The organism is Clostridium sp. YIM B02569 (assembly GCF_022320765.1).
In the GTDB taxonomy this organism is placed as follows: domain Bacteria; phylum Bacillota; class Clostridia; order Clostridiales; family Clostridiaceae; genus Clostridium; species Clostridium beijerinckii.
The window spans coordinates 154,739-175,556 of the sequence record NZ_JAKJJX010000009.1; the positions used below are offsets into that span (position 1 = coordinate 154,739).

Genomic DNA, 20,818 nt, shown 5'->3' on the forward strand with positions numbered 1-20,818 from the left:
TGATACACTTATGAGCATTATCAAATTTCATATCATGAAATTTACAAGAAATATATAGTCTCAAGAATAATTAAGTACTCTTTTACAGATATTTCTATATTAAATGCTTCTTCCATTGGTTTTAATATTTCTCTAACAAAATTATATTTATCTTTATTCTCATCTAACATTTTCTCACTATACTTGCGATATATAATTTTTTCGCCACTTAACATACGCTCTATTACACAAGCAATGTGTAATATTAACCCTATTAATGCAGAACTATTAAGTTCAGCTTGATTATTTACAAGACGTATATAAAAGCTTCTAAAACACTCGATATACTTATATGAATCTATATTTACATTTTCTCCAATTACTTCTCTCATATCATATATCTCTTCTATTAGACTTAATCGTGATTTTAGTAGTTCTACTTTTTTCTTATCAAAGATATCTGATGTTGATATATACAACAAAGACTCATCATCTGGTTTTACCGCACTTACCACTGCCAATATATCCTTTTCTGCCTTTATTTTTTGTATATTATGATTGAATTTTTTCTTGTTTACTATGTCTATATTAAGTATGTCGATGTCATTACTAGTGATTTCTAGTTTCTCTTCCACAATTGGCTTGAGTTTTATAGCAGTTCCTTGTCCTGTAATGCAAGCTGTTATAATCACCTTCTTTTTAAGTGTTGAATTTATACTAAAATTATCTGCATAAATTCTTACTATATGTGGATTTAAATTTATACAGCAATCGTAAATTTCTTCCAATGAGGCTTTTAATGTTGCTTTCCTTGTAGCTTCAAGAACAATAGGAGTAGATACCATTTCTATTGTTTTTACCGGCACCTTTGTCTTTTCGTAAATCATATCCCCAAATAAAACAAGAGATCCCATATCTACTAACAGCAATACTCCTCTACCTTTATCTATTTCTTTTACTATTTCTGTCAAATTTTCTAGTGCAGTCTCTGGTTTCTGATCCAATGGCATATCATATCCTATAGCATATTTCTCACCCAAAAGTCTATTAGCTACATCGGCCATTGAACTTGCTGTATACTCTCCGTGCATAGCAACAATAATTCCAACACTACTCTCATTTTCATAATCCTCTTTATCTATACATAAAAACATAGTTATAAATCCAACTTCATCTTCTGGAATTCTAATATGAAATGTGCTTTCAACTTTTTCTTTTAAATCATACGAAATTTCATATTCCATGAGATGCATCTTTTTAATATCTTCAAGTTGATGATTTTTAATTTCTTTTCCCTTTAGAATTCTTTCAACTGTACTTGCTACATGCATTGATAATCCATATAAAATTTTACTATCAAACTGCATTAACAATTTTTCACTAGCCTTGTTTAAAAATTCGCTAACTAGATCTACAATTTTTCTATCAACAACTTTATATAATTCTTCTAAACTATCCTTATCTATATTCAGTATATATTTTTTGAAATACGTATCTATATCAAGACTCATTATAAGTTTTATATCCTTTTCACTTATTCCATTAGACTCCAAAAGTTTTCTTTTCTCTTCTAAAGCTCCATAAAAATCAACTATTTTTATATCTTCTTCTTCTCTCACATTATTTTCATCCAAACAAAACTTTATAACATCTTGATTCACAAACCTATCAATTTCACTTCTTTTCTCTTTATACTTAAATAATCCGCTAAGTACATACTGAGGCAAATATTGGCTATGAATGCATATGTTCTTATCTCTTTTCATCATATTCTCAAGAAAAGCTTTTGAGCAGCTTAGTTTTATATCGCTTTTGAGTTGTCCAATATTGTTAGAACAGTTGTATAGTAAGAATGCTTTTAGCGCATTTGCTGTAATACCTATGCTCTGCTTAATACAACTCACTTCTATCTTTAAAAAGTTTTTAATAAGTTCATATCTTTCTTCTATAGTCCTATCTTTTAATGCTGGTAAGCGTATAATCATAGGAATTCTTCTGGTAAATGTTTTCAATAATGCCGATTCAACATTTTCAGTAGTAGCACATATTATAAGTAGTTTAACTTTATACTCTTCCTCAGAATCTCCAAGTCTCCTATATATGCCCTTATCAATTATAGAAAATAGCATTTCTTGACCTTCCGATGGTAATCTATGAACCTCATCCAAAAATAATATTCCTTCATTAGCTTTTTCAACTAATCCTATGGTGTCTCTGCTAGCACCAGTATATGCCCCTTTCTTAACACCAAAGATGTGACTCACTAGTAACTGTGGATTATTTGCATAATCTGCACAGTTAAATGAAATAAATGGTGCATTGGCTTTTATTTTGCCAATTTCTTTAGCGTACTTATACATAACTTCTGCAAACATTGATTTTCCTGTACCAGTTTCCCCTAAAAGAAGAGTATGAAGTCCATTGGGAGGATATATTATAGCAGCTCTAGCCTGTTGTGATGCGTTTTTCAGACTGAAGCTAGTTCCAATGATGTTATCAAAAGCATCTTTTAAAACTTTTTCTGCACCTTGCTCTATCTGAATATCCTCATCCTTTATTTTATATAATACTGGCTTCTTCACTATTTTTTCTATTTTTCCATCTCTATAAAGTTTATTTAAATCACTAGATACGTTCGTCCTTTGAATATTCATTGTTAATGAAATTTCTGTAGCTGAAAAACCGTTGATGCATCTACGTTCATTATATTCCTTACTACACAGATCCCTTAGAACTTTATAAATATTATCAATCCTTCTCATTGCTTTTCCCCTCATATCCTATTCGTATAACTCTCTTAACGTTAACACTCTAGGTACGTAAATTAAATTTAAATATCTTTAACTAATAAGCTTATTATACATGATTTACCATAGAATTTGAATAAACATATCAAAGAGTGGATTATTCAAGTTTTATTAAATAACCCACTCCATTTTTACTATTTGCTGTTTTTACTTATTATACATTGCATGCTATTTCTTTTTCTTTAAACTTTTCTTCATACATTTTAATAAGTTCACAGATAAGATCTTTAGCTAAAGATGCAGTCATTAAATGATCTTCTGCATGCATCAGTAATAAAGATAATTCTTGTTTATTACCTGCGGCCTCTTCTTGAATTAATCCAGTCTGTATATTGTGAACTAATGAAAGTTCTTCTTTAGCTTGTTTCATACATAGATTGGCTTTATCAAACTCACCATTTCTAGCTAAATTTAAAGCCTCAAAACAAGCTGATCGTGAATTACCTGCGTGACTAATTATAGTGAAAACTATTTCTTCTAATTCCATATTCATTTTAAATCCTCCATTATTTATCCATTAAGTTTAGTGCAAGTTCTAGAACACTTTTTCCATCTATTCTTCCATAAAGTTGTACTGGTATGCAGGCATAAGGCTTACCTTTTTCATCAACTATTTCTTTAACCCATTTTTCTTTATATTTAACTTGAGGCCCAAGTAAAAATACATCATAATCATCAACATTTTCATCCAAATCTTCTACTGGTTCAGCATTAATAACTAAGTCCTTGCGACCTATTTCCTCTGCATATTTTTGCATTTTTGTTACTAGCAAACTTGTTGACATACCTGCTGCACACATTAATAATATCTTCATGCTAAATTCCTCCTAAATTTCATTCTATAAATATTTTTCTAATTAATACACTAAGCTTGTACTGTATTTAAACTTTCTTCTTTCCCTTCAATTTCTAATTGTTGTTTTTCAGCAAATTTAAAGAATGGGTAGTAAATTATTGCTGCTATAACCATTTCTACAGCAGACCAAACTGCTGCTCTCCAATCTCCACCAGTTGCAATAAATGGTCCTATAATAGGGGGCATTGTCCACGGAACCATAGCTACTGGTCTACCAATTATGTCAAAATACATCATAAAATAAGACAAAGTAGTAAGTACTAAAGGTACCACTGTAAATGGAACTAGAATAACTGGATTTAAAACTACTGGAAAACCAAATATGACTGGCTCGTTTATTTCAAAACATGCAGATGGAAATGAAACCTTTCCAAGTGATTTATAAAGTTTGCTCTTTGAACGGATCATTAATAAAACTAAACAAAGAGTTGCACCTGTTCCTCCTACATTAACAAACAATGAGTAAAATCCTGATGCTGTAATGTATGGAATCTTTTCATGTGCTATAAAAGCTGCTGTATTAACAGTTAAAAATTGAATATATATTGGATCTGCTATACCTTCAAGCGTCATGTCTCCATGAATACCTGCTGACCAAAGTAATGTAACTAATGCGCTATATATTAATATTCCCGGAAGAGTATTAAGGGCAAAAACAACTGGACTAAATATCATAGTAATAAAATCAGTTATATTAAATCCTATAACTACTCTTATTAGCCAAACTGTAATCATAACTACAAGAGCTGGTATTAACGCAATAAATGAATTTCCAACTGCTGGCGGAACTCCCTCTGGTAATTTAATAACAATATTTCTCTTTACGAAAAATCTTAATACTTCTACTGCAAACATACAAACTATTATAGCAGTGAAAAGTCCTTCTGCTCCAAATTTACTAGTATCCAATTGAAAATCCTCTGTCACTTGTGTAAGTAAAAATGCTACAAAAGATATTACTGATCCTGTAATTGGATCTAATTTATAGCTTTTAGCTAAGTGATATCCTATTCCAAGGGCTGCTAAAACGCCTAGAACTCCAAATGATGAATTTACAACTACATTCATCTTCGGGCCAAGCTCTCCAATATAATCTGCCCACCAATCAAATGGAAGGTTACCTAAAATAAGAAATATACTTCCTACAATAATGAATGGAATTGTAATAGCTAATCCATTACGAATTGCCATTAGATGCCTTTGATTACCGACTTTAACTAATGGTGGTATCATCTTTTCTTGAAAAAAATCCATAAATCTTTCCATAATTTCTTCTCCTCCATAATTTTTTCGTTCTGTTAAGCTGCATAAACATCTTTCAATTCTATTTAAGTAGTAATCGCAAGCTTGCTAAGTATTGAATATCTCTGCTAAAGTATTAAATAATAGAACTGAAGAAAACAAACATAAAAATTTTCTATCTTACGATAAGTTATATAAAACTAATTTTAATAAACATTATATTCAAACAATGTATTATGAAAAATGAAATCCATAACTTTTGCATAATATTATTAATACTCAAAAATGAAAATAATTAAATCCCATAATTATTTCAGCATACTAAAGTAATCGTTTTTATATGTTACAGTATAATTTTAATATTTATAAATGTATAAGACAAATATAATTGAATTATTGTTTATTATTACTATCACAATATAAATTTTCACTCAATATATAGGCAAAAGATTACGTTTATTTTTTATAAAATACAAGAGATTTGAGGTTTATGGTGAATAACTAAATTTGTTTATTAAATTTATGCTTAAGTAGGATTAAACTAAGATTATATAATCGCTAAATAGTAAAATTTCTATGAAGTATTAAATTATTTCTTCTAACAACTCACAGAATGAATTTATTTTTACACAGAATTATATAAGCAATTACCATGCCAATACTCTAAAATACTGATAAAACTTAGACTTAAGTGATTCGGTATAAAATCAATACACATTTTACAGTTTTCTATAGATATAATACACATATGTGTATTATATCTTTTCTACATTTCGTTTTTATAACTAAACATACTGCCATATATAATTAAACGTCAGTATTATGCCATTAATTGATTACGTAGTCTACTAACGCTTTGAATATAAATTTGTTATCACAACATATATGCATACAAAATTAATATTAAAAAATGCGCAAATCTGTATAAACTAAAAAAACAGTATTAACACTTGTCCATATTAATACTGTTTTTTATCTTTATTTATATAATTTTATTGCATAGCTAAAAATCTAATTACTATGCTGTTTACATTAATTTTAGTAGCTATTATAAATTAGTATAAGAAAGACCTGTTCTTAAACCATTAATTAATACTAATAAACATCACCATCTATATTGAAAGTATCTCCATAAACTGTAAAATTAAAGTCTGGTTTCAAATCTACATTACCTGCTTTTAATAATTTTCTGTATGCATTAACTCTATCTGAACCTTCTGGATCATCATCTTTAAGGAATGCATATCTATAATCCATTACACTAGAAAGAAATTTATTTTCATCTATACCATCCTTAGGTAATCCACCTAGCTTTTTCTTAGCCGAATTAATATATTCTTTTGCTCCATCTTCTCCGTGATTTACAAACATATCATATATAAATGCTAAAGTTAATTGATGCTTAGCCCCAATGGAAGTTGCTAAAGATACTGCTGGTTTCCAATACATTTCATCAAGTTCATATAATTGAGCTTTTTTAAATAATGGATCATTACAAGCCTTTACATCCTTTATAAAATTATCTAATCCTTTAATATCATCATTCTTTCCATCCTCATCATGCTCTTCTTTGTCTATTCTATCTAACGCCGGAATATACTTTGCCAAAGTATTATTGGAGTTTAGCTTAGTATAATAATGTATTAATATATTTCCATCGTAAGTTCCAGTAGTAAATCCTATACATCCAAATGTAATTCCTCGTCCATCAAATGAGCCAAGCTTTTCTGCATAATTATAAACGAACTTTGTTTTACCATTTTCACATGCAGTCGTTAACTGAAGGTCCACCGCTTTTTGTTCAGAATTTGCAGTAATAGCTAATGCTGCTGAAGAGAATGATAGACACATAGTCAAAGATACTGCTAAAGTAACTAATTTTCGTAAATTTTTCATATAAAAATTCCCCCTATAAAATTATTTATTATGTTATCTGATCTTCTAAGGAACTACCATTCCGTCCCAGTTAGTCCCCTCAATAGTTATTGACTTGTCTAAATAATAATTTTCATCTTTAACAAGCTTTTTAAATACATCTACTCTTCCAAAAGAATCAGCCCATTCTTCTCTACTTCCCTCCTTATAGCAGTATGACAAGCAAGCTTTTCTAATGTTCAAAAAATTATCTAACCAAACTTTTTCATCTACATTTGATCTAGGAGTCCCTCCTGACATTTCCGTAGCTCTTGCAATAAGTGAATCTATAGAGTCTAAATCATTTTGCTCATTACCATGTTGAATTATTGCATCATACAATTCTGCTCTAGATAGTGGAAGCTTAAGTCCAAGCAAATCAGCTTTTTTAGCAGATGGTATATAATATAGTTCATCTACAACTGAATCTTGAATTGCTCTAAAATCTGGATCTTTTGCGGCTGTAGCCCAATCAGAAATAAAATTACCTATCTTATCCAAACAGCTTACATCTTCCTGATCATGCTTTGTTTGTATCCTATTGTTCTCTAACTCTGTCAATGCTGGTAAATATTTAGAAAGTATGTTGCCTGGCCTTTTATCCGTATATTTTTTTACTACTAAAATTGCATCACCAGTACCAGTGCAAAATCCAGCTCTCCCGCAAGTTATTCCACGTCCATCCCCTAGGTTTTCCCCATATGCATAATCCAGTTCAGTAGTGCTATTTTCAAATACACTAGTGAATTCCTCTGCTCTATGCTTTTGTTCTTTTGTTAACCAGTAGGTTCCACCTTTTTCATCTGATATTGTAGAATCGACTGTATCCGCTTTAGCAGTAACAGTTGACATATTGAAATAAGTCGAAAGTGATGAGAAAGTTACCATTCCTAGTAAAACTAATGAGGTAAGATGCCTACTATTTCTTTTCATTAAAATATCCCCCCTAGCAATTATTTTATCTCAATTATATATAGAGCAAATATTATGCCAATTAGAAAATACAAATAATGTATATTGGAAGCAGATGCTTTTATGGATAAATAATACATATTATCTAATGTGTATTCTAAAAATACATGTACGATACACATAAATGTATTAATTACATAATATATCAATCGCATATAATGTTAAAAAGTAAAAGCTTTGTATTGAATTACTTAATCCTTTGAAATATTAATAATTCAATACAAATCATAATTATTATGAGAATATAATTTTCTAATCTTCAAGAATATCAGCTACAATACTTGAATTTTTCAACATAAAGTTTTTTTATCTAAAATTAAAACATTATCGTAACGTTAACACTTTTGTTTACATATAATAATTCATGGTAATAGTTCAAGAATATATATCTTAAGATAAAATAATATTATGGAGGAAAACAAATGACTAAAATATATGAAGGAGACGCTATAAATCAATATACTGGCGTAAAGCCAACTGAATTAATGCAGGAATCATCAAATCTTTTATTTAGAGTTCCTGTATTCCTAAGCCATCCAAGTAGATTGAATTCTACTCAACAAGAATTTGTTGATGCTATAATATCTAAAATAAGAGAGGCTTTATTATTTCCACGTACCCTACCAGTAACTGAACAATATCCCGAAACTCCATTAACAAATATCAGAAGAATGATGCTATCTAGCTATGGATTTATTTCACTTAATCTTAATCAACGACAGGTATATATAATTCAAAATAATCTTGGTCAACCTCAAAATCAGTTTGCTCTTGAGGGTAGTCCTTTTGCTCAAATTGAACCAGCTATGGCTTATCAATACGGGCTTCCTATTCTTCTTATAAGAGAAGCTGGAGTAGAACAAAGTGGGATTTGGTCATTTGGTATAGGTCCATTTCTAATTTTGGAGTGGGATCCTACAAGACCACTTGAAGATTTCTTTACAAGTAATGCGTGGCTAGAAATATTTCAAAATTGGATATCCCAAGTAAGAAACGGATTTTATCTTCAAACTCAACCTGAATTTCAGTATTCTTGTAATAACACTGATGTAAGGTAAATTAAAAATATTTCTTAGTTTTTATACTCCATCTAAAAGGTCTAAAAAAAGCTGTTACATCACAAAGGGATTCTTTATGTAACAGCTCAACTTTTCTTTTAACTGACATCAAAGTACTTTTTAAACACGATTCTTAATTGTTCATTATAATCCTTATTAAGCCTACAAAACTTCCACACGCTAAAAATCCCCATGATATTTTAATCTATCATGGGGATTAAACAAATACTAGTAATATCTGAATTAACAAAATCAACATATATTAATTAATATCTATTTGCTTCTTATTATTCTTCCTCTAAAATTTCTTCTACTTCCTCTACACTCAGCCCTGTGGCTTCTGCAATTTCATCAATTTCTTCAAAGCCCATTAAATCACGAGCTAATGAAATCATAAGTTTTTTCACATTTTCTTCAACAGTTGGAGGAAGCTCAGACATATCAGTTAAATTTTCTGTTAAATCAAAATATTCTTCTCCATAAGACTCTTCTTCTTCTGCTTGCTCAAAAAGTCTTCTTTTTTTAGCTTTTTCTCTATCAAATTCATTAAGATATACTAACTTACTATTGTTTACTTCTAAGTCTTCATCTGAAAATACTGTTATACCTTCATTCTCCAATAAAAGGGCTGTAATTCCCTTGCCTTTTATTTTATTACCTGTAAAAGTACCATCATACACAAAGTTAGATCCACATGAAGGACTTCCTTCTTTTAATATAGCTTTTGTGGCTCCAAGTTCTTTTGCAATTTTTAATGTTTCATATGCACCATCTATAAATTGCTTAGTAACATCCTCACCTTTATTACTTAATGCTTTTCCATTCCCATCTAACACTTCACTTGCTGCACTATTTAGTTCAACAGGGTTTCTTGGAGTTGGTAATCCGCCTAATTGCTCTGGACAAACTAGAACTGCTTTTCCTTCTCTAAATAATTTTAAACATCTATCATTTAGATTATTTTTACCACTATATTTACAATTAACTCCACACAAGCATGCACTTATTATGTACATATTATCACCTCTTATCTAACGTACACTTAACACTATAAAACAAAAACTTAAGAGAAATTTAATTATAGCTTTACTTAATTATACATTAATATTTGTATAATATTCTTACTAACAATAATTTTAATGATATTTTTAACTTAAATAAGTAAAAATATTAGGTATATGAAAAAAATAACTACCCTTTAAGTTCTACCATAGTAACTCCGTCTCCACCTTCACCATATGCACCTAGCCTATATGATTTTACATGTGGATGTCTCTTAAGCATATCATTTATTGCTTTACGAAGTACTCCAGTTCCTTTACCATGAACTATTGTTACTTCCCCTAAGTTAGCCATATATGCATCATCTAAATATTTATCTGCTTTGTAGCACGCTTCTTCTGCATCTAATCCCCTTAAGTCTACTCTAGATTCTACATTACTTAGATTAAGCTTTACTTCTCTTTTTCTTCTTACTTTTTCTTCTTTAGTAACTTGAGTTTTTCTTAAATCTTTAAGCTTAACATTTATTTTCATTATTCCAGCTTCAACTTGAACTTCGCCCCTATTATCTGGCATAGAAACAATAATTACTTTTTGGTTTAATGAAGGCAGGTAGGCTTCCATACCAAGAGTCACATTAGTTATAGATTCCCCTTCATTTTCCTTCATTTTGTGAATTCCTTTTTCTCTTTCTTCTAAGCTATCTTTAAGTTTCTTTCTTTCTTCTTCAAGCCTTTGTCTTCCGCCACTTGATATTCCAATTTTCTCAAGTTCCCTCATAGCTTTTAAAATCTCATCTGCTTCATCTTTAGCATTTGCAATTATCTCTTTTGCCTCACGCCTAGCATCCATATAAGCTTTTTCTCTAGTATTTTCTAATTTTTCAAGCTTTTCTTCATACTTCTTTTTAAGATCTTCTGCTTGATCTCTAAGTATCTTAGCTTCCCTTGCTTCTTTTTTAGCTATTATACTTTTTTCTTGAAGTTCTCTGATCAGATTTTCAAATTGAAGATTTTCCTCGGACATATATTCTTTTGCGCGTTTAATGACACCTTCTACAAGTCCTAATCTCTTAGAAATCTCAAAGGCATTTGATTTACCTGGAACACCAATTAATAGTCTATAAGTTGGCCTCAAGGTCTCTATATCAAATTCAACAGAAGCATTTTCTACGCCATCTGTTTTTAATGCATAAGCTTTAAGTTCACTATAGTGAGTAGTTGCAATTAGCTTTGCGCCTCTATTTCTTAAAGTTTCTAATATTGATACTGCAAGAGCTGCTCCTTCTGCTGGATCTGTACCTGCGCCAAGCTCATCAAATAAAGCTAATGACTTGTCATCTACATGCTTCATTATATTAACTATATTAGTCATATGAGATGAGAAAGTAGATAAGCTTTGCTCAATACTTTGTTCATCACCTATATCTGCAAATATTTCTTTAAAGAAGGCTATAGATGAGTTATCTCTAGCAGGAATTAATAATCCGCTTAATCCCATAATATGAAGTAATCCAACAGTTTTTATTGTAACAGTCTTACCTCCGGTATTTGGCCCTGTTATCATTAATGTTTGAAATTCTTCTCCTAGATATATATCTGATGGCACAACTTTATCACTTTCTATTAATGGATGCCTTCCAGATAATATACTAAATGCTCCATCTTCTCTAACTATCGGCTTTATAGCATTTAATGCAGATGCATATCTTCCCTTTGCAAATATAAAGTCAAACTCAACAAGGACCTTTAAATTACTCAAACATGAGTCCCCATTAATTTTAACTTTAAGAGAAAGATCAGAAAGTATTCTTTCTATTTCAGCCTTTTCTTTTAAAAACAATTCTCTTATTTCATTGTTTAAATTGACTAAGCTCATAGGTTCGATAAAAAACGTTGCTCCGGTTGAACTTTGATCGTGTACAAGTCCTGGAACTTGACTTTTATATTCTGATTTTACAGGAAGCACATACCTATCGCCTCTCATAGTATATAAATCATCCTGTAAGTATTTTGAGTTACTTCTAACAATAGAACTTATTTTTTCTCTAACTGAAGAGTTCTTTTCTTTTAAGCTTCGTCTGATATTATAGAGAGTTTGGCTAGCTTTATCACTAATTTCATCCTCTGATACTATGGCTCTTTCTATTTCATCTTCTAATGCTTTTACTGGAGCTAATATGTAAGCCAAGTCTTCAAGTTTTGGATATGACTTTTCAACTTCTTCTCTTTTAAAGAATTCCTTCATATTTCTCGTAGCTTTAAGCATTCCACCAACTTTTAATAATTGCCCTGGTGATAAAGTTCCTCCCTTTTTAGCTCTTTCTATACCTTCATGTATATCAGCTAATCCTTCAAGTGGCGGATTCCCCTTTGATATTAAGATTTCAAGAGCCTCGTTTGTCTCCTCTAACTTATTATTTATTTCATATAAATTATCATAAGGCTCAAGATCCTCAACTTTTGCTTTAGCAGCATTTGTTCTTGCATATTTCTTAATTTTTTCTTTTATCTTATTAAACTCTAAAATTCTTAGAGATCTTTCATTCATATATCCCACATCCTAACAATCAATCAACAATTGACAGCATATAAGAGATAACTAAGAATTCATACTTATAAAACTTAAAATACTCTCTCTAACAAGTTTCAAAGTAATTTGCATCTTAATCATCAATTACAAGCCGTCAACTATTTCTTGGTATTATTCTACTCCACGTTTATAGTGGCCTTTAGTATATTTATTATTTTCATTTTTTGCTTTACGAGCAATTTGATTTAAAACATCTTTTACTTCATCATAACTTTCATCTTTAAAGTCTACTCTAAAATTTGAAATATTAAAAGACTTAAGTTCTTCCATTTCATCAATTAAATTGGTAGCTATTGAATTTAAAATATAACTTCTACAGCTATTATCACCTAAAACAGTAAAACTTTCATTCATTCTATCTATTAACTTAAAATTGTCTTTCATACACACGCCACTACATTCTTTTTTAGATGACTTATTACCAAAAGTACTTCCCATAGGACAATATTCACTAATCATAAGCTCAGTTTTTCCATAAATATTTATTCCCATGTTGCAGTTAGTGTGCTTCATTAATTCTTTTATTTCTTTTCGATTTAGTTCAAGACTTAAGAATGGAATGTCAACGTCTTGCGCATAAAATTCAGCCGCTTCTTTATTAAATATATTTAATTTATAATCTCCTATTATAAATAGTTTATCTTTATAGATTTTTATTATTCCAGCATTAGATGTAATTATTCCCTTTATATAAGGTTTTAGTTCATCTATTATCTTTACTATGCTATTAAATTCCTGTTTAATAATACTTGGAACTTTTAAATATATATTTTTATCTTTTGAAGTTTCATATAAATTCTTTAAGTCATTTTTATTTAACGCATGTTTTTGCCTGCTGAAAAATATATCTAACGCTATATTTTGAGCCTTATTATCCTCAAGTAGTGCCTTTAGTTGATCTTTTGTAATACAACTATAAATATAGCCTAAGTTTTCCTGGCATTTTGCATTCCATTCTTTAATAGTTCCTTCTGTTCTTTTCCTTCTATATGAACTTACTTCTTCTTTTAAAATCTTTTCAAATAATTCTCTTCTTAGATTATTTATAGATGAAATTCTTATAAACCCGTCATCAAAAATATCAAAAATTATCTTATCAAATCTATATGGAATTTCTCCTGATTTCCTTAAGGCTTCCTCAACTCTTTCTCTTGTTAATGGTTTATTCGTTGCCTCTTCAACCATTTCTCCATAAACTCTATACTCTTTTTTATTGTATTTTGCTTTAATACAAAGAGGTGAATTAACTTTAAATTCAATCTCACTAGTTAAATTTATCTTCCTTTTATAAGGTTTTAAATCATCATTTAATTCATCATAAAGTTTTTTATCAGACATCTTATATAGCTTATAGCCTTTTTTATATCCACCAGTTGGAAATAACTTAACTGTTTCGCCCTTAAAAGCTTCTTTAACTTCATTATTATTATTTAAAATCTTACTTAAAGTAAATCCATCATCATTAAACCTTATACCATCACCCAAAGATACGCTTGCTTCTAGTTTAACTTCTCCACTGTTAGACACCTGACCTATATATACACCAGTATTTTTAGGGTAATTATAGCTCATCATATCTTTTCCTACATTTTTATATAGATATGCTTTAGCAAAACCTTCTCTATTAAATAGTTGTGCTAATTCTTGTCTTCCCCTTTGTAAATCAAACTTTGTATTTACTAATACCTTATCAATAGCTTTTCTATAATTCCTTGTAACTCCAGCAACATATTCTGGCTTTTTCATTCTTCCTTCAACTTTTAATGACGAAGTTCCACTCTTTATAACGGCGTCCATATCATCAATAAAACATGTATCTTTAGGACTTAAAAGATAAGCCTTTCTTTCTCCAAAATTTTCACCCGTCAAGGTATACTGCATTCTACAAGGTTGTGCACACCTTCCTCTATTTCCGCTTCTTCCGCCAATCATAGAACTCATTAAGCACTGTCCTGAATAACATACACACAAAGCACCATGCACAAATATTTCTGTCTCAATTCCTAAGTCTTTTGAAATATACTTAATTTCATCTACTGTAAGCTCTCTAGATAAAACTATTCTCTGCATTCCTTTTTCTCTAAAGTATAAGGCTCCCTCTGCATTATGAATTGTCATTTGTGTAGATGCATGAAGTTCAAAATCAGGATACACATCTCTTATTAATTTTACTAACCCTAAATCTTGTATTATTATTGCATCTACTCCAATTTCATAAAGGTATCCTGCATATTTTAAAGCTTCCTTTAATTCACTTTGTTTTAAAATTGTATTTATAGTGACATATACTTTTACATTATAGCTATGAGCATAATCAACAGCCTTCATCATTGTTTCATTATCAAAATTTGATGCATAAGCTCTAGCTGAAAATTTATTTCCACCAAGATATATTGCATCTGCTCCATTATTTATAGCAGCAATTAAACTCTCCATGCTTCCTGCTGGAGCTAGTAATTCTATCTTATTCATATTTCTCCTTCATTGATTATCTTTTCTTTTTTACAATAGGACCTACTTGTTCCTTTTTAGCTCTTGCAATTTCTATTTCTTTGTTTATTATTTCTGCTTGTAGCTCAAATAACCTATTGTGAAAAGTTCTTGCTTCTTGATTAAGTTTATCATTTTCATCAGCTAATTCTTCTTTTTCTTTAGCTAGTATTGACATCTTTCCTTGTAAATCATCTATTGATACCTTACTTGTATTCAAATCTTTTTCCTTAGCTTCTATTTCTCTTTTTAATTTTAGGAAAATCCCTTCTTTATCTTCCAATTCCTTTTCTAATCTAGCTAAAGCTCTCTCTCTACTTGCTAATTCTTCTTTAATTCTTCTTAAGTCATTTTCTTTATTCTCTAATGTATTGCTTACTTCCTCAATCTCTTTTACCTTAATATTAACTTCTACTTCTTTTTCTTCATGAACTTCTTTAAGTTCACCTTTTAGCTTTTCATTATCATTTCTTGTTATTTTTAATTCCTCTTCTAATCTTTCTTTTTCTCTATCAGAATTCTCTATTTCTTGTGATAATTTATCGTTAGTATCATTGATATTTTTAATTTCATTATTCAAAATATCTTGTTCTTTCTTTAATTTATTAATTTCACTTACTAAAGTATCCTTTTCTTCATTTAATAAATCAATTTGATTTACTAACGATTCATTTTCTTTATTTAGCTTGCTTAATTTTTGCTTACATTCTGTAATTTCTTTTTCCGATTCTTCAAATAAATCATTAAGCTGTTTATTAAGATTAGCTTTTTCCATATTATTATCTTGAATTTCTTTTGTTAACTTAACAATATTATCTTTTTCAAGTTTTAAACTATTATTTAATTCCTGCTCTCTTACAAGTAAATTTTTAATTTTCTTATTTAATTCTTCTTCACTTAATAACAACTCTGTAATTTTATTTTTTAGTATTTCCTTTTCTTCTCTAGCTTTAGAAGTTATTGCATTATTAGTAGTAATTTGATTTTCTAACTTTTCCTTATACTCAGCAAGTTCTTTAGTACATTTATAATGGTCCTCATTTAACTTTTCTAAATTTGCTTTACATAAAGTATATTCTTTACTTATAACTTCTTTATTATTAATTTCATATTTTAAGCTCTCGCCTACTTTTTTCAATTCTTCACAAACATTGTTATAATCAGCTTCTAATGAAATATTCTTTTCTTGTAATAGAAGCATCTTATTATCTAAATTTAACTTAGTTTGAGTAAGTTCTTTTATTTGTTTATCTAACTCAAAATTTACAGCAGTCATTTCATTTAATTGTTCAGTTACCATATCTTTTTCTTTATTGACTTTAGTAAGTTCGCTAGTTAAACTACTTACTTGTTCATTAGCTTGTTGCACTTGCTTATTTAATCTATGCTCTTTGTTTTTGGCCTCATCTATCTTCTTATAAAGAATCTTGCTCTTCTCTTTATAGTCCGCAATATCTTTAGTTAAGGTTTCATTACTATTCTTATTTCTCTTATTCTCATCAGTTATTAATTTATTTTCTTTTTTTAGCTTTTCATTTTCAATTTTCAGTTTATTAATTTCATCACTTAATGAACCAAATTTTATTTCTACATTATTATATTTTCCATGCAGTTCTTCTTCTTTCTTCTGAAAATTATTTTGAATCTCTGATTTTTCTTTATTTATATTTTCTAATTGTAAACTTAGCTCGTCCACCTTCTTCTTTAACGAAGAATTTTCATTACTAATAGTCTCTTTGACTTTGATCGCTTTGTCCAATTGTAAATCACACTCGTAAAGTTCATCGGCTATATTTACTGCTGCTAAAACAGAAGCATCTGTTGTACTAAAACTAGCTTTCTTAGACAAAATTTCTTTAATTCTTGTATCAACAAAATTTGCTACCCCAAGCAAATATTTTTCGTCTTTTTCCCCTTTTAAGTTATAATTCATACCATTTATATTAACTGTTACCCTAATCATAATAATAGCACCTCGTAAAATTCTTTATTACTTCTAATTATAGGGTATATTCATCAATAAAACAATTATGTTAGACTAACCGAACCTTGAATTCTTGTACTTTTTCTTCAAATTCATGAAAAAAAGACTATATCTATTCAATTGTTAAAAAAGTTTTCGTACTTCTTAAATTTTATGCTATACTTATTTTGATTATTTTATTGTTTAATTGTATAAAAATGATTAATATTACTTTATTGTGTTAATCATTCTTATATATAACTAGAATTGGGCGGTGAGTGAAATTAATATTAAATCTATTTTAAGCATATTACTATCAAAAATTACTGCGTTTTCTGCAAAACACATTGTAAAAGGTGGAAGTAATTTTCCTGGTAAGATAGCTTTAAAAATTGATAAATCAATCTTAAAACATGTTAGTAATGAATACAAGGTAATTCTAGTTACTGGAACTAACGGAAAAACAACAACTACAAGCATGATTTATAATATCCTAAAGGAAAATAAATTACACGTTATAACAAATAGCACTGGAGCCAATTTATACCCAGGTATCGTAGCTTGTTTTGTTTCCAACTATTCTTTTTTTAAGAAAAAAGAAAATCCTTATGCGGTAATAGAAGTTGATGAGGCTAATGTAAAATTCATTACAGAACATATAACCCCTGAAATAATAACTGTAACTAATTTATTTAGGGATCAGCTAGATAGATATGGAGAGGTTTATACAACTCTAGTTAAAATTTTAGAAGGTGTGACTAAAGTTCCTGAGTCAAAACTAGTTTTGAATGGTGATGAATCTTTACTCGGAAAGTTAGATATAAAAAATCCAGTAGTATATTATGGTTTTAATACACCTATTAAAGAAGATACTACATTGGAAATAAATGCTGATGCAAAGTTCTGCAAGTTCTGTAAGGCACCTTATTCATATAATCTAGTTACTTATAATCACTTAGGCGATTTTTACTGTCCTGAATGTGGTTACAAGCGTTCTGAACTTGCTTATGCTGTAAATAAAATTTTTGATTTAACACCTGAAAACTCTTCTGTATTAATTAATGACACTGAAGTTTTCATAAGCCAATCAGGTGCTTATAATATTTACAACGCCTTATGTGCATTTGCCATTTCAAAAGAACTTGGAATAGAAGACTCAGTAATTAAAGCTTCTCTTCAAAATCAAAGTTCAAGCTTTGGCAGGCAAGAGCAAATATCTATTGATAATAAAGATGTACAAATTATATTAGTAAAAAATCCTGCTGGATATAACCAAGCTTTAGATACCCTTGCTCTTAATACGAGTGAATTTTCAGCAGTTTTCATGTTAAATGATAATTACGCTGACGGACGTGATGTCTCTTGGATTTGGGATGTAGACTTCGAAAAAATATCTAGTTTAAAAATAGAAGATATTTTTGTATCAGGAATTAGAATGTATGATATGGCAGTAAGATTAAAGGTTGCTGGATTAAATGTAGATAAATTTATTTTAAAAGAAGATTATGAAGAGCTTACAGATAAAATTAAGGAATCTGCATCTAAAAAAATATATATATTAGCAACTTATACTGCAATGATTAATTATAGAAAATATCTTCATTCAAAAGGTTATATAAAAAAACTTTGGTAAGATAAGGAGAATACTATTATGGAATTAACTATTTGTCATTTATATCCGGATTTACTAAATGTATATGGTGACGTAGGTAATGTACTCATTTTAAAACATAGAGCAGCCCTTAGAGGAATTGATGTAGATATAATAAATACTTCAATAGGTGAAAACATAGATAAAGACAATGTGGACATCATCTTCTTCGGTGGTGGCCAAGACTATGAACAGTCTATAGTCTCTAATGATTTAAATGAGATAAAGAAAGACGCTTTAACAAGTTATATTGAAGATGGCAAAGTTATGCTAGCTATATGCGGCGGATATCAATTATTAGGTAAATACTACACTGCTCCAAATGGAGAAAAAATAGATGGACTTGGTATTTTAAATCTATATACCGAAGGCGGGGATACTAGATTTATTGGAAATACAGAAATATTTAACGAAGAATTTAATGAAACTTATGTTGGATTTGAAAATCATTCTGGTAGAACATATATAAATGACCATACTCCCCTTGGAAAATGCATTCACGGATATGGCAATAATGGTGAAGATGGATATGAAGGATGTATCTATAAAAATACATTTGGTTCGTATTTTCATGGCTCTTTTCTTTCAAAAAATCCAGAATTTGCAGATAGGCTTCTAACATTAGCTTTGAAGAACAAATACGGAGAAGATGTAAAATTAGAAAACTTGAATGATAATTTCGAATTAAAAGCAAAAAATTCTATAATACAAAGACTAAAGTAAATATTACAAAATTGTAAATTCTCATATATTGTTTGTAACTTTTTACATAACATTTATTGTTATAGCATTACATAAATGTTATACTTAAAATGTTTTATTATACTTAAGGCATGTTAAAAAAAATTATTATTTTATATATGTTTAAAAGAAGTGGAGAGATTTGACTTGAAAAAAAATTTAATTTTAAAAGCATTTGCATTAACCCTTTCTCTTTCTTTATTTAGTCCATTAAGTATGGCAAGTTATGCAGCAAGCAATTCTGCAAAACCTAATACTGAAACTTCATCAGAGAACTTACCAAACATTAAAGCTGAAGCTGCTTTAACTATGGATTTAGAAACAGGAGAGATAATTTATTGCAAGGATGCTGACAGCAAGAGATATCCTGCTAGTACAACAAAACTTTTAACTGGCTTATTATTAGCTGAAAGCAAAGACAAAGCAGATCAGCTTGAATATACTAAATCTGCAAAGGAACAACCTGAATACTCTTTAAATTTAAATTATATGCATAATACTATGCAGCCTGGTGACAAAGTAACTGCCGATGATATAATGAAGGGCTTACTACTTTTTTCTGGTAATGATACTGCATATGTAATAGCAGACAATATTTCCGGAGATGTTAAATCATTTGCTGAATTAATGAATAAAAAAGCAAAAGAACTTGGAGCTAATAATAGTAACTTTGTTACTCCTAATGGACTTCATGATCCAAATCATTACACTACAGCATATGACCTTTCAATAATTATGAAGGCAGCTTTTGCAAATCCTTGGGAAAGAGAAACAATGGAACTTGAAAAAGCTCCTATAACTTTAAAGAATTCTAGAATAATTTTAGAAAATAGAAACCTAACACTTGGTAAAAATGGTAACCTTGCTGGTAAAACTGGTACAACTAATGAAGCTGGCGGTTGTTTAGCGACTGTTTATGATAGAGATGGGCGTCAGTTAATTGGTATTGTTCTTAAAAGTAGACAAATTGATAATGCAGATATGACAAAATTTAATGATATGGATGCTATTATGGATTATAGCTATGGTGCTAAAAAAGAAGTTTATAAAGCAAATGATGAAAGTGTTGGAACCGCTGATGTAAAATATAAACCATTTATATTATTTGGGCCTACAAAAACTATCTCTGTTCCAATTAAATTGACTCAAGATGTGAACTATTATAAAAATGCTATAAACGATTCTGAATCTCAGATTACTTATAAAGGAACAGATTCTACTGCATGGAGTTTACTATTCAATAAAAATACTAAACTTACTTATAGTACAAGAAATCATTCTGAAGAAGTTACAGGTTCAGTTGATATTTCACTAGGTTCAATAATTAAAGATAATTTAATTATCTACATTTCTACTTTAGTAGGTTTGGCTATTATCGTAACTCTTATTGCTCTTATTAAAAATGCTGCATCTAATTCAAGACGCAAGAATAAAAATTACTATAGCCGTTCTAACAGAAGAAGAAGATAATTAAATAACTTTACTTAATTTCTATAATATATCTTAAGCATCTTCAAAAATAGGTTGTATTCTTCCTAGGTATTTGAAGAT

Annotated in this window: 14 protein-coding genes; 4 read left to right on the plus strand and 10 right to left on the minus strand. The window is 29.3% G+C overall.

Annotated elements, in window-relative coordinates; all coding sequences use genetic code 11:
* Positions 1-41: 41 nt before the first annotated feature.
* The 6 genes from L3B96_RS10225 to L3B96_RS10250 form a co-directional block, all read right to left on the minus strand.
* Positions 42-2,741: a sigma-54-dependent transcriptional regulator gene (locus L3B96_RS10225; protein ID WP_238860698.1), complete on the minus strand. Its 2,700-nt coding sequence runs from the start codon at positions 2,739-2,741 to the stop codon at positions 42-44.
* A 199-nt stretch (positions 2,742-2,940) separates the two neighbouring features.
* Entirely contained in the window at positions 2,941-3,279 is a 339-nt protein-coding gene (locus L3B96_RS10230) for a PTS lactose/cellobiose transporter subunit IIA (RefSeq protein ID WP_011968295.1), read from the minus strand.
* A 13-nt stretch (positions 3,280-3,292) separates the two neighbouring features.
* A complete protein-coding gene (locus L3B96_RS10235; protein WP_017209870.1) occupies positions 3,293-3,601 on the minus strand; it encodes a PTS sugar transporter subunit IIB in 309 nt (102 codons plus the stop codon).
* Between the two features lie 50 nt (positions 3,602-3,651).
* Positions 3,652-4,908: a PTS sugar transporter subunit IIC gene (locus L3B96_RS10240; RefSeq protein ID WP_238860700.1), complete on the minus strand. Its 1,257-nt coding sequence runs from the start codon at positions 4,906-4,908 to the stop codon at positions 3,652-3,654.
* Positions 4,909-5,979: 1,071 nt separating this feature from the next.
* Complete coding sequence (locus L3B96_RS10245; protein ID WP_238860702.1) at positions 5,980-6,780, minus strand: chitosanase; 801 nt, start codon at positions 6,778-6,780, stop codon at positions 5,980-5,982.
* A 45-nt stretch (positions 6,781-6,825) separates the two neighbouring features.
* Complete coding sequence (locus L3B96_RS10250) at positions 6,826-7,731, minus strand: chitosanase (RefSeq protein WP_238860704.1); 906 nt, start codon at positions 7,729-7,731, stop codon at positions 6,826-6,828.
* 461 nt (positions 7,732-8,192) lie between these two features.
* Between L3B96_RS10250 and L3B96_RS10255 the strand changes: the two genes are divergently transcribed.
* Positions 8,193-8,828: a hypothetical protein gene (locus L3B96_RS10255; protein ID WP_077854884.1), complete on the plus strand. Its 636-nt coding sequence runs from the start codon at positions 8,193-8,195 to the stop codon at positions 8,826-8,828.
* Positions 8,829-9,115: 287 nt separating this feature from the next.
* Here the strand turns inward: L3B96_RS10255 and L3B96_RS10260 are convergent, their stop codons facing one another.
* From L3B96_RS10260 to zapA, 4 genes are all read right to left on the minus strand, one after another.
* Positions 9,116-9,844 carry a DUF523 domain-containing protein gene (locus tag L3B96_RS10260; protein WP_238860706.1) on the minus strand — a complete coding sequence of 243 codons (729 nt, stop codon included), beginning with the start codon at positions 9,842-9,844 and terminating at the stop codon, positions 9,116-9,118.
* Positions 9,845-10,019: 175 nt separating this feature from the next.
* Positions 10,020-12,380, minus strand: coding sequence for an endonuclease MutS2 (locus L3B96_RS10265; RefSeq protein WP_238860708.1), 2,361 nt, complete (start codon positions 12,378-12,380; stop codon positions 10,020-10,022).
* A 153-nt stretch (positions 12,381-12,533) separates the two neighbouring features.
* Complete coding sequence (locus L3B96_RS10270) at positions 12,534-14,894, minus strand: U32 family peptidase (protein WP_238860710.1); 2,361 nt, start codon at positions 14,892-14,894, stop codon at positions 12,534-12,536.
* A gap of 16 nt (positions 14,895-14,910) precedes the next feature.
* Positions 14,911-16,875 carry a cell division protein ZapA gene (gene zapA / locus L3B96_RS10275; protein ID WP_238860712.1) on the minus strand — a complete coding sequence of 655 codons (1,965 nt, stop codon included), beginning with the start codon at positions 16,873-16,875 and terminating at the stop codon, positions 14,911-14,913.
* 274 nt (positions 16,876-17,149) lie between these two features.
* On the opposite strand from zapA, the gene L3B96_RS10280 reads away from it, so the two are divergent.
* The 3 genes from L3B96_RS10280 to L3B96_RS10290 all read left to right on the plus strand — a co-directional run bounded on the left by L3B96_RS10280 (position 17,150) and on the right by L3B96_RS10290 (position 20,737).
* Positions 17,150-18,508: a Mur ligase family protein gene (locus L3B96_RS10280; protein ID WP_238860714.1), complete on the plus strand. Its 1,359-nt coding sequence runs from the start codon at positions 17,150-17,152 to the stop codon at positions 18,506-18,508.
* 18 nt (positions 18,509-18,526) lie between these two features.
* The gene (locus tag L3B96_RS10285) at positions 18,527-19,249 is read left to right on the plus strand and encodes a type 1 glutamine amidotransferase (RefSeq protein WP_011968285.1); all 723 of its coding nucleotides are present in this window, start codon (positions 18,527-18,529) and stop codon (positions 19,247-19,249) included.
* A 165-nt stretch (positions 19,250-19,414) separates the two neighbouring features.
* Positions 19,415-20,737 (plus strand): D-alanyl-D-alanine carboxypeptidase, encoded by a 1,323-nt coding sequence (locus L3B96_RS10290; RefSeq protein WP_238860717.1) that lies wholly within the window; start codon positions 19,415-19,417, stop codon positions 20,735-20,737.
* The last annotated feature ends 81 nt before the right edge of the window (positions 20,738-20,818 follow it).

Excerpts from the sequence above, each read along its gene's own strand:
- zapA (WP_238860712.1), bottom strand. The coding sequence starts at position 16,875 with ATGATTAGGGTAACAGTTAATATAAATGGTATGAATTATAACTTAAAA.
- L3B96_RS10235 (WP_017209870.1), bottom strand. The coding sequence starts at position 3,601 with ATGAAGATATTATTAATGTGTGCAGCAGGTATGTCAACAAGTTTGCTA.
- L3B96_RS10270 (WP_238860710.1), bottom strand. The coding sequence starts at position 14,894 with ATGAATAAGATAGAATTACTAGCTCCAGCAGGAAGCATGGAGAGTTTA.
- L3B96_RS10230 (WP_011968295.1), bottom strand. The coding sequence starts at position 3,279 with ATGAATATGGAATTAGAAGAAATAGTTTTCACTATAATTAGTCACGCA.
- L3B96_RS10240 (WP_238860700.1), bottom strand. The coding sequence starts at position 4,908 with ATGGAAAGATTTATGGATTTTTTTCAAGAAAAGATGATACCACCATTA.
- L3B96_RS10260 (WP_238860706.1), bottom strand. The coding sequence starts at position 9,844 with ATGTACATAATAAGTGCATGCTTGTGTGGAGTTAATTGTAAATATAGT.
- L3B96_RS10265 (WP_238860708.1), bottom strand. The coding sequence starts at position 12,380 with ATGAATGAAAGATCTCTAAGAATTTTAGAGTTTAATAAGATAAAAGAA.
- L3B96_RS10225 (WP_238860698.1), bottom strand. The coding sequence starts at position 2,741 with ATGAGAAGGATTGATAATATTTATAAAGTTCTAAGGGATCTGTGTAGT.
- L3B96_RS10285 (WP_011968285.1), top strand. The coding sequence starts at position 18,527 with ATGGAATTAACTATTTGTCATTTATATCCGGATTTACTAAATGTATAT.
- L3B96_RS10245 (WP_238860702.1), bottom strand. The coding sequence starts at position 6,780 with ATGAAAAATTTACGAAAATTAGTTACTTTAGCAGTATCTTTGACTATG.
- L3B96_RS10250 (WP_238860704.1), bottom strand. The coding sequence starts at position 7,731 with ATGAAAAGAAATAGTAGGCATCTTACCTCATTAGTTTTACTAGGAATG.
- L3B96_RS10255 (WP_077854884.1), top strand. The coding sequence starts at position 8,193 with ATGACTAAAATATATGAAGGAGACGCTATAAATCAATATACTGGCGTA.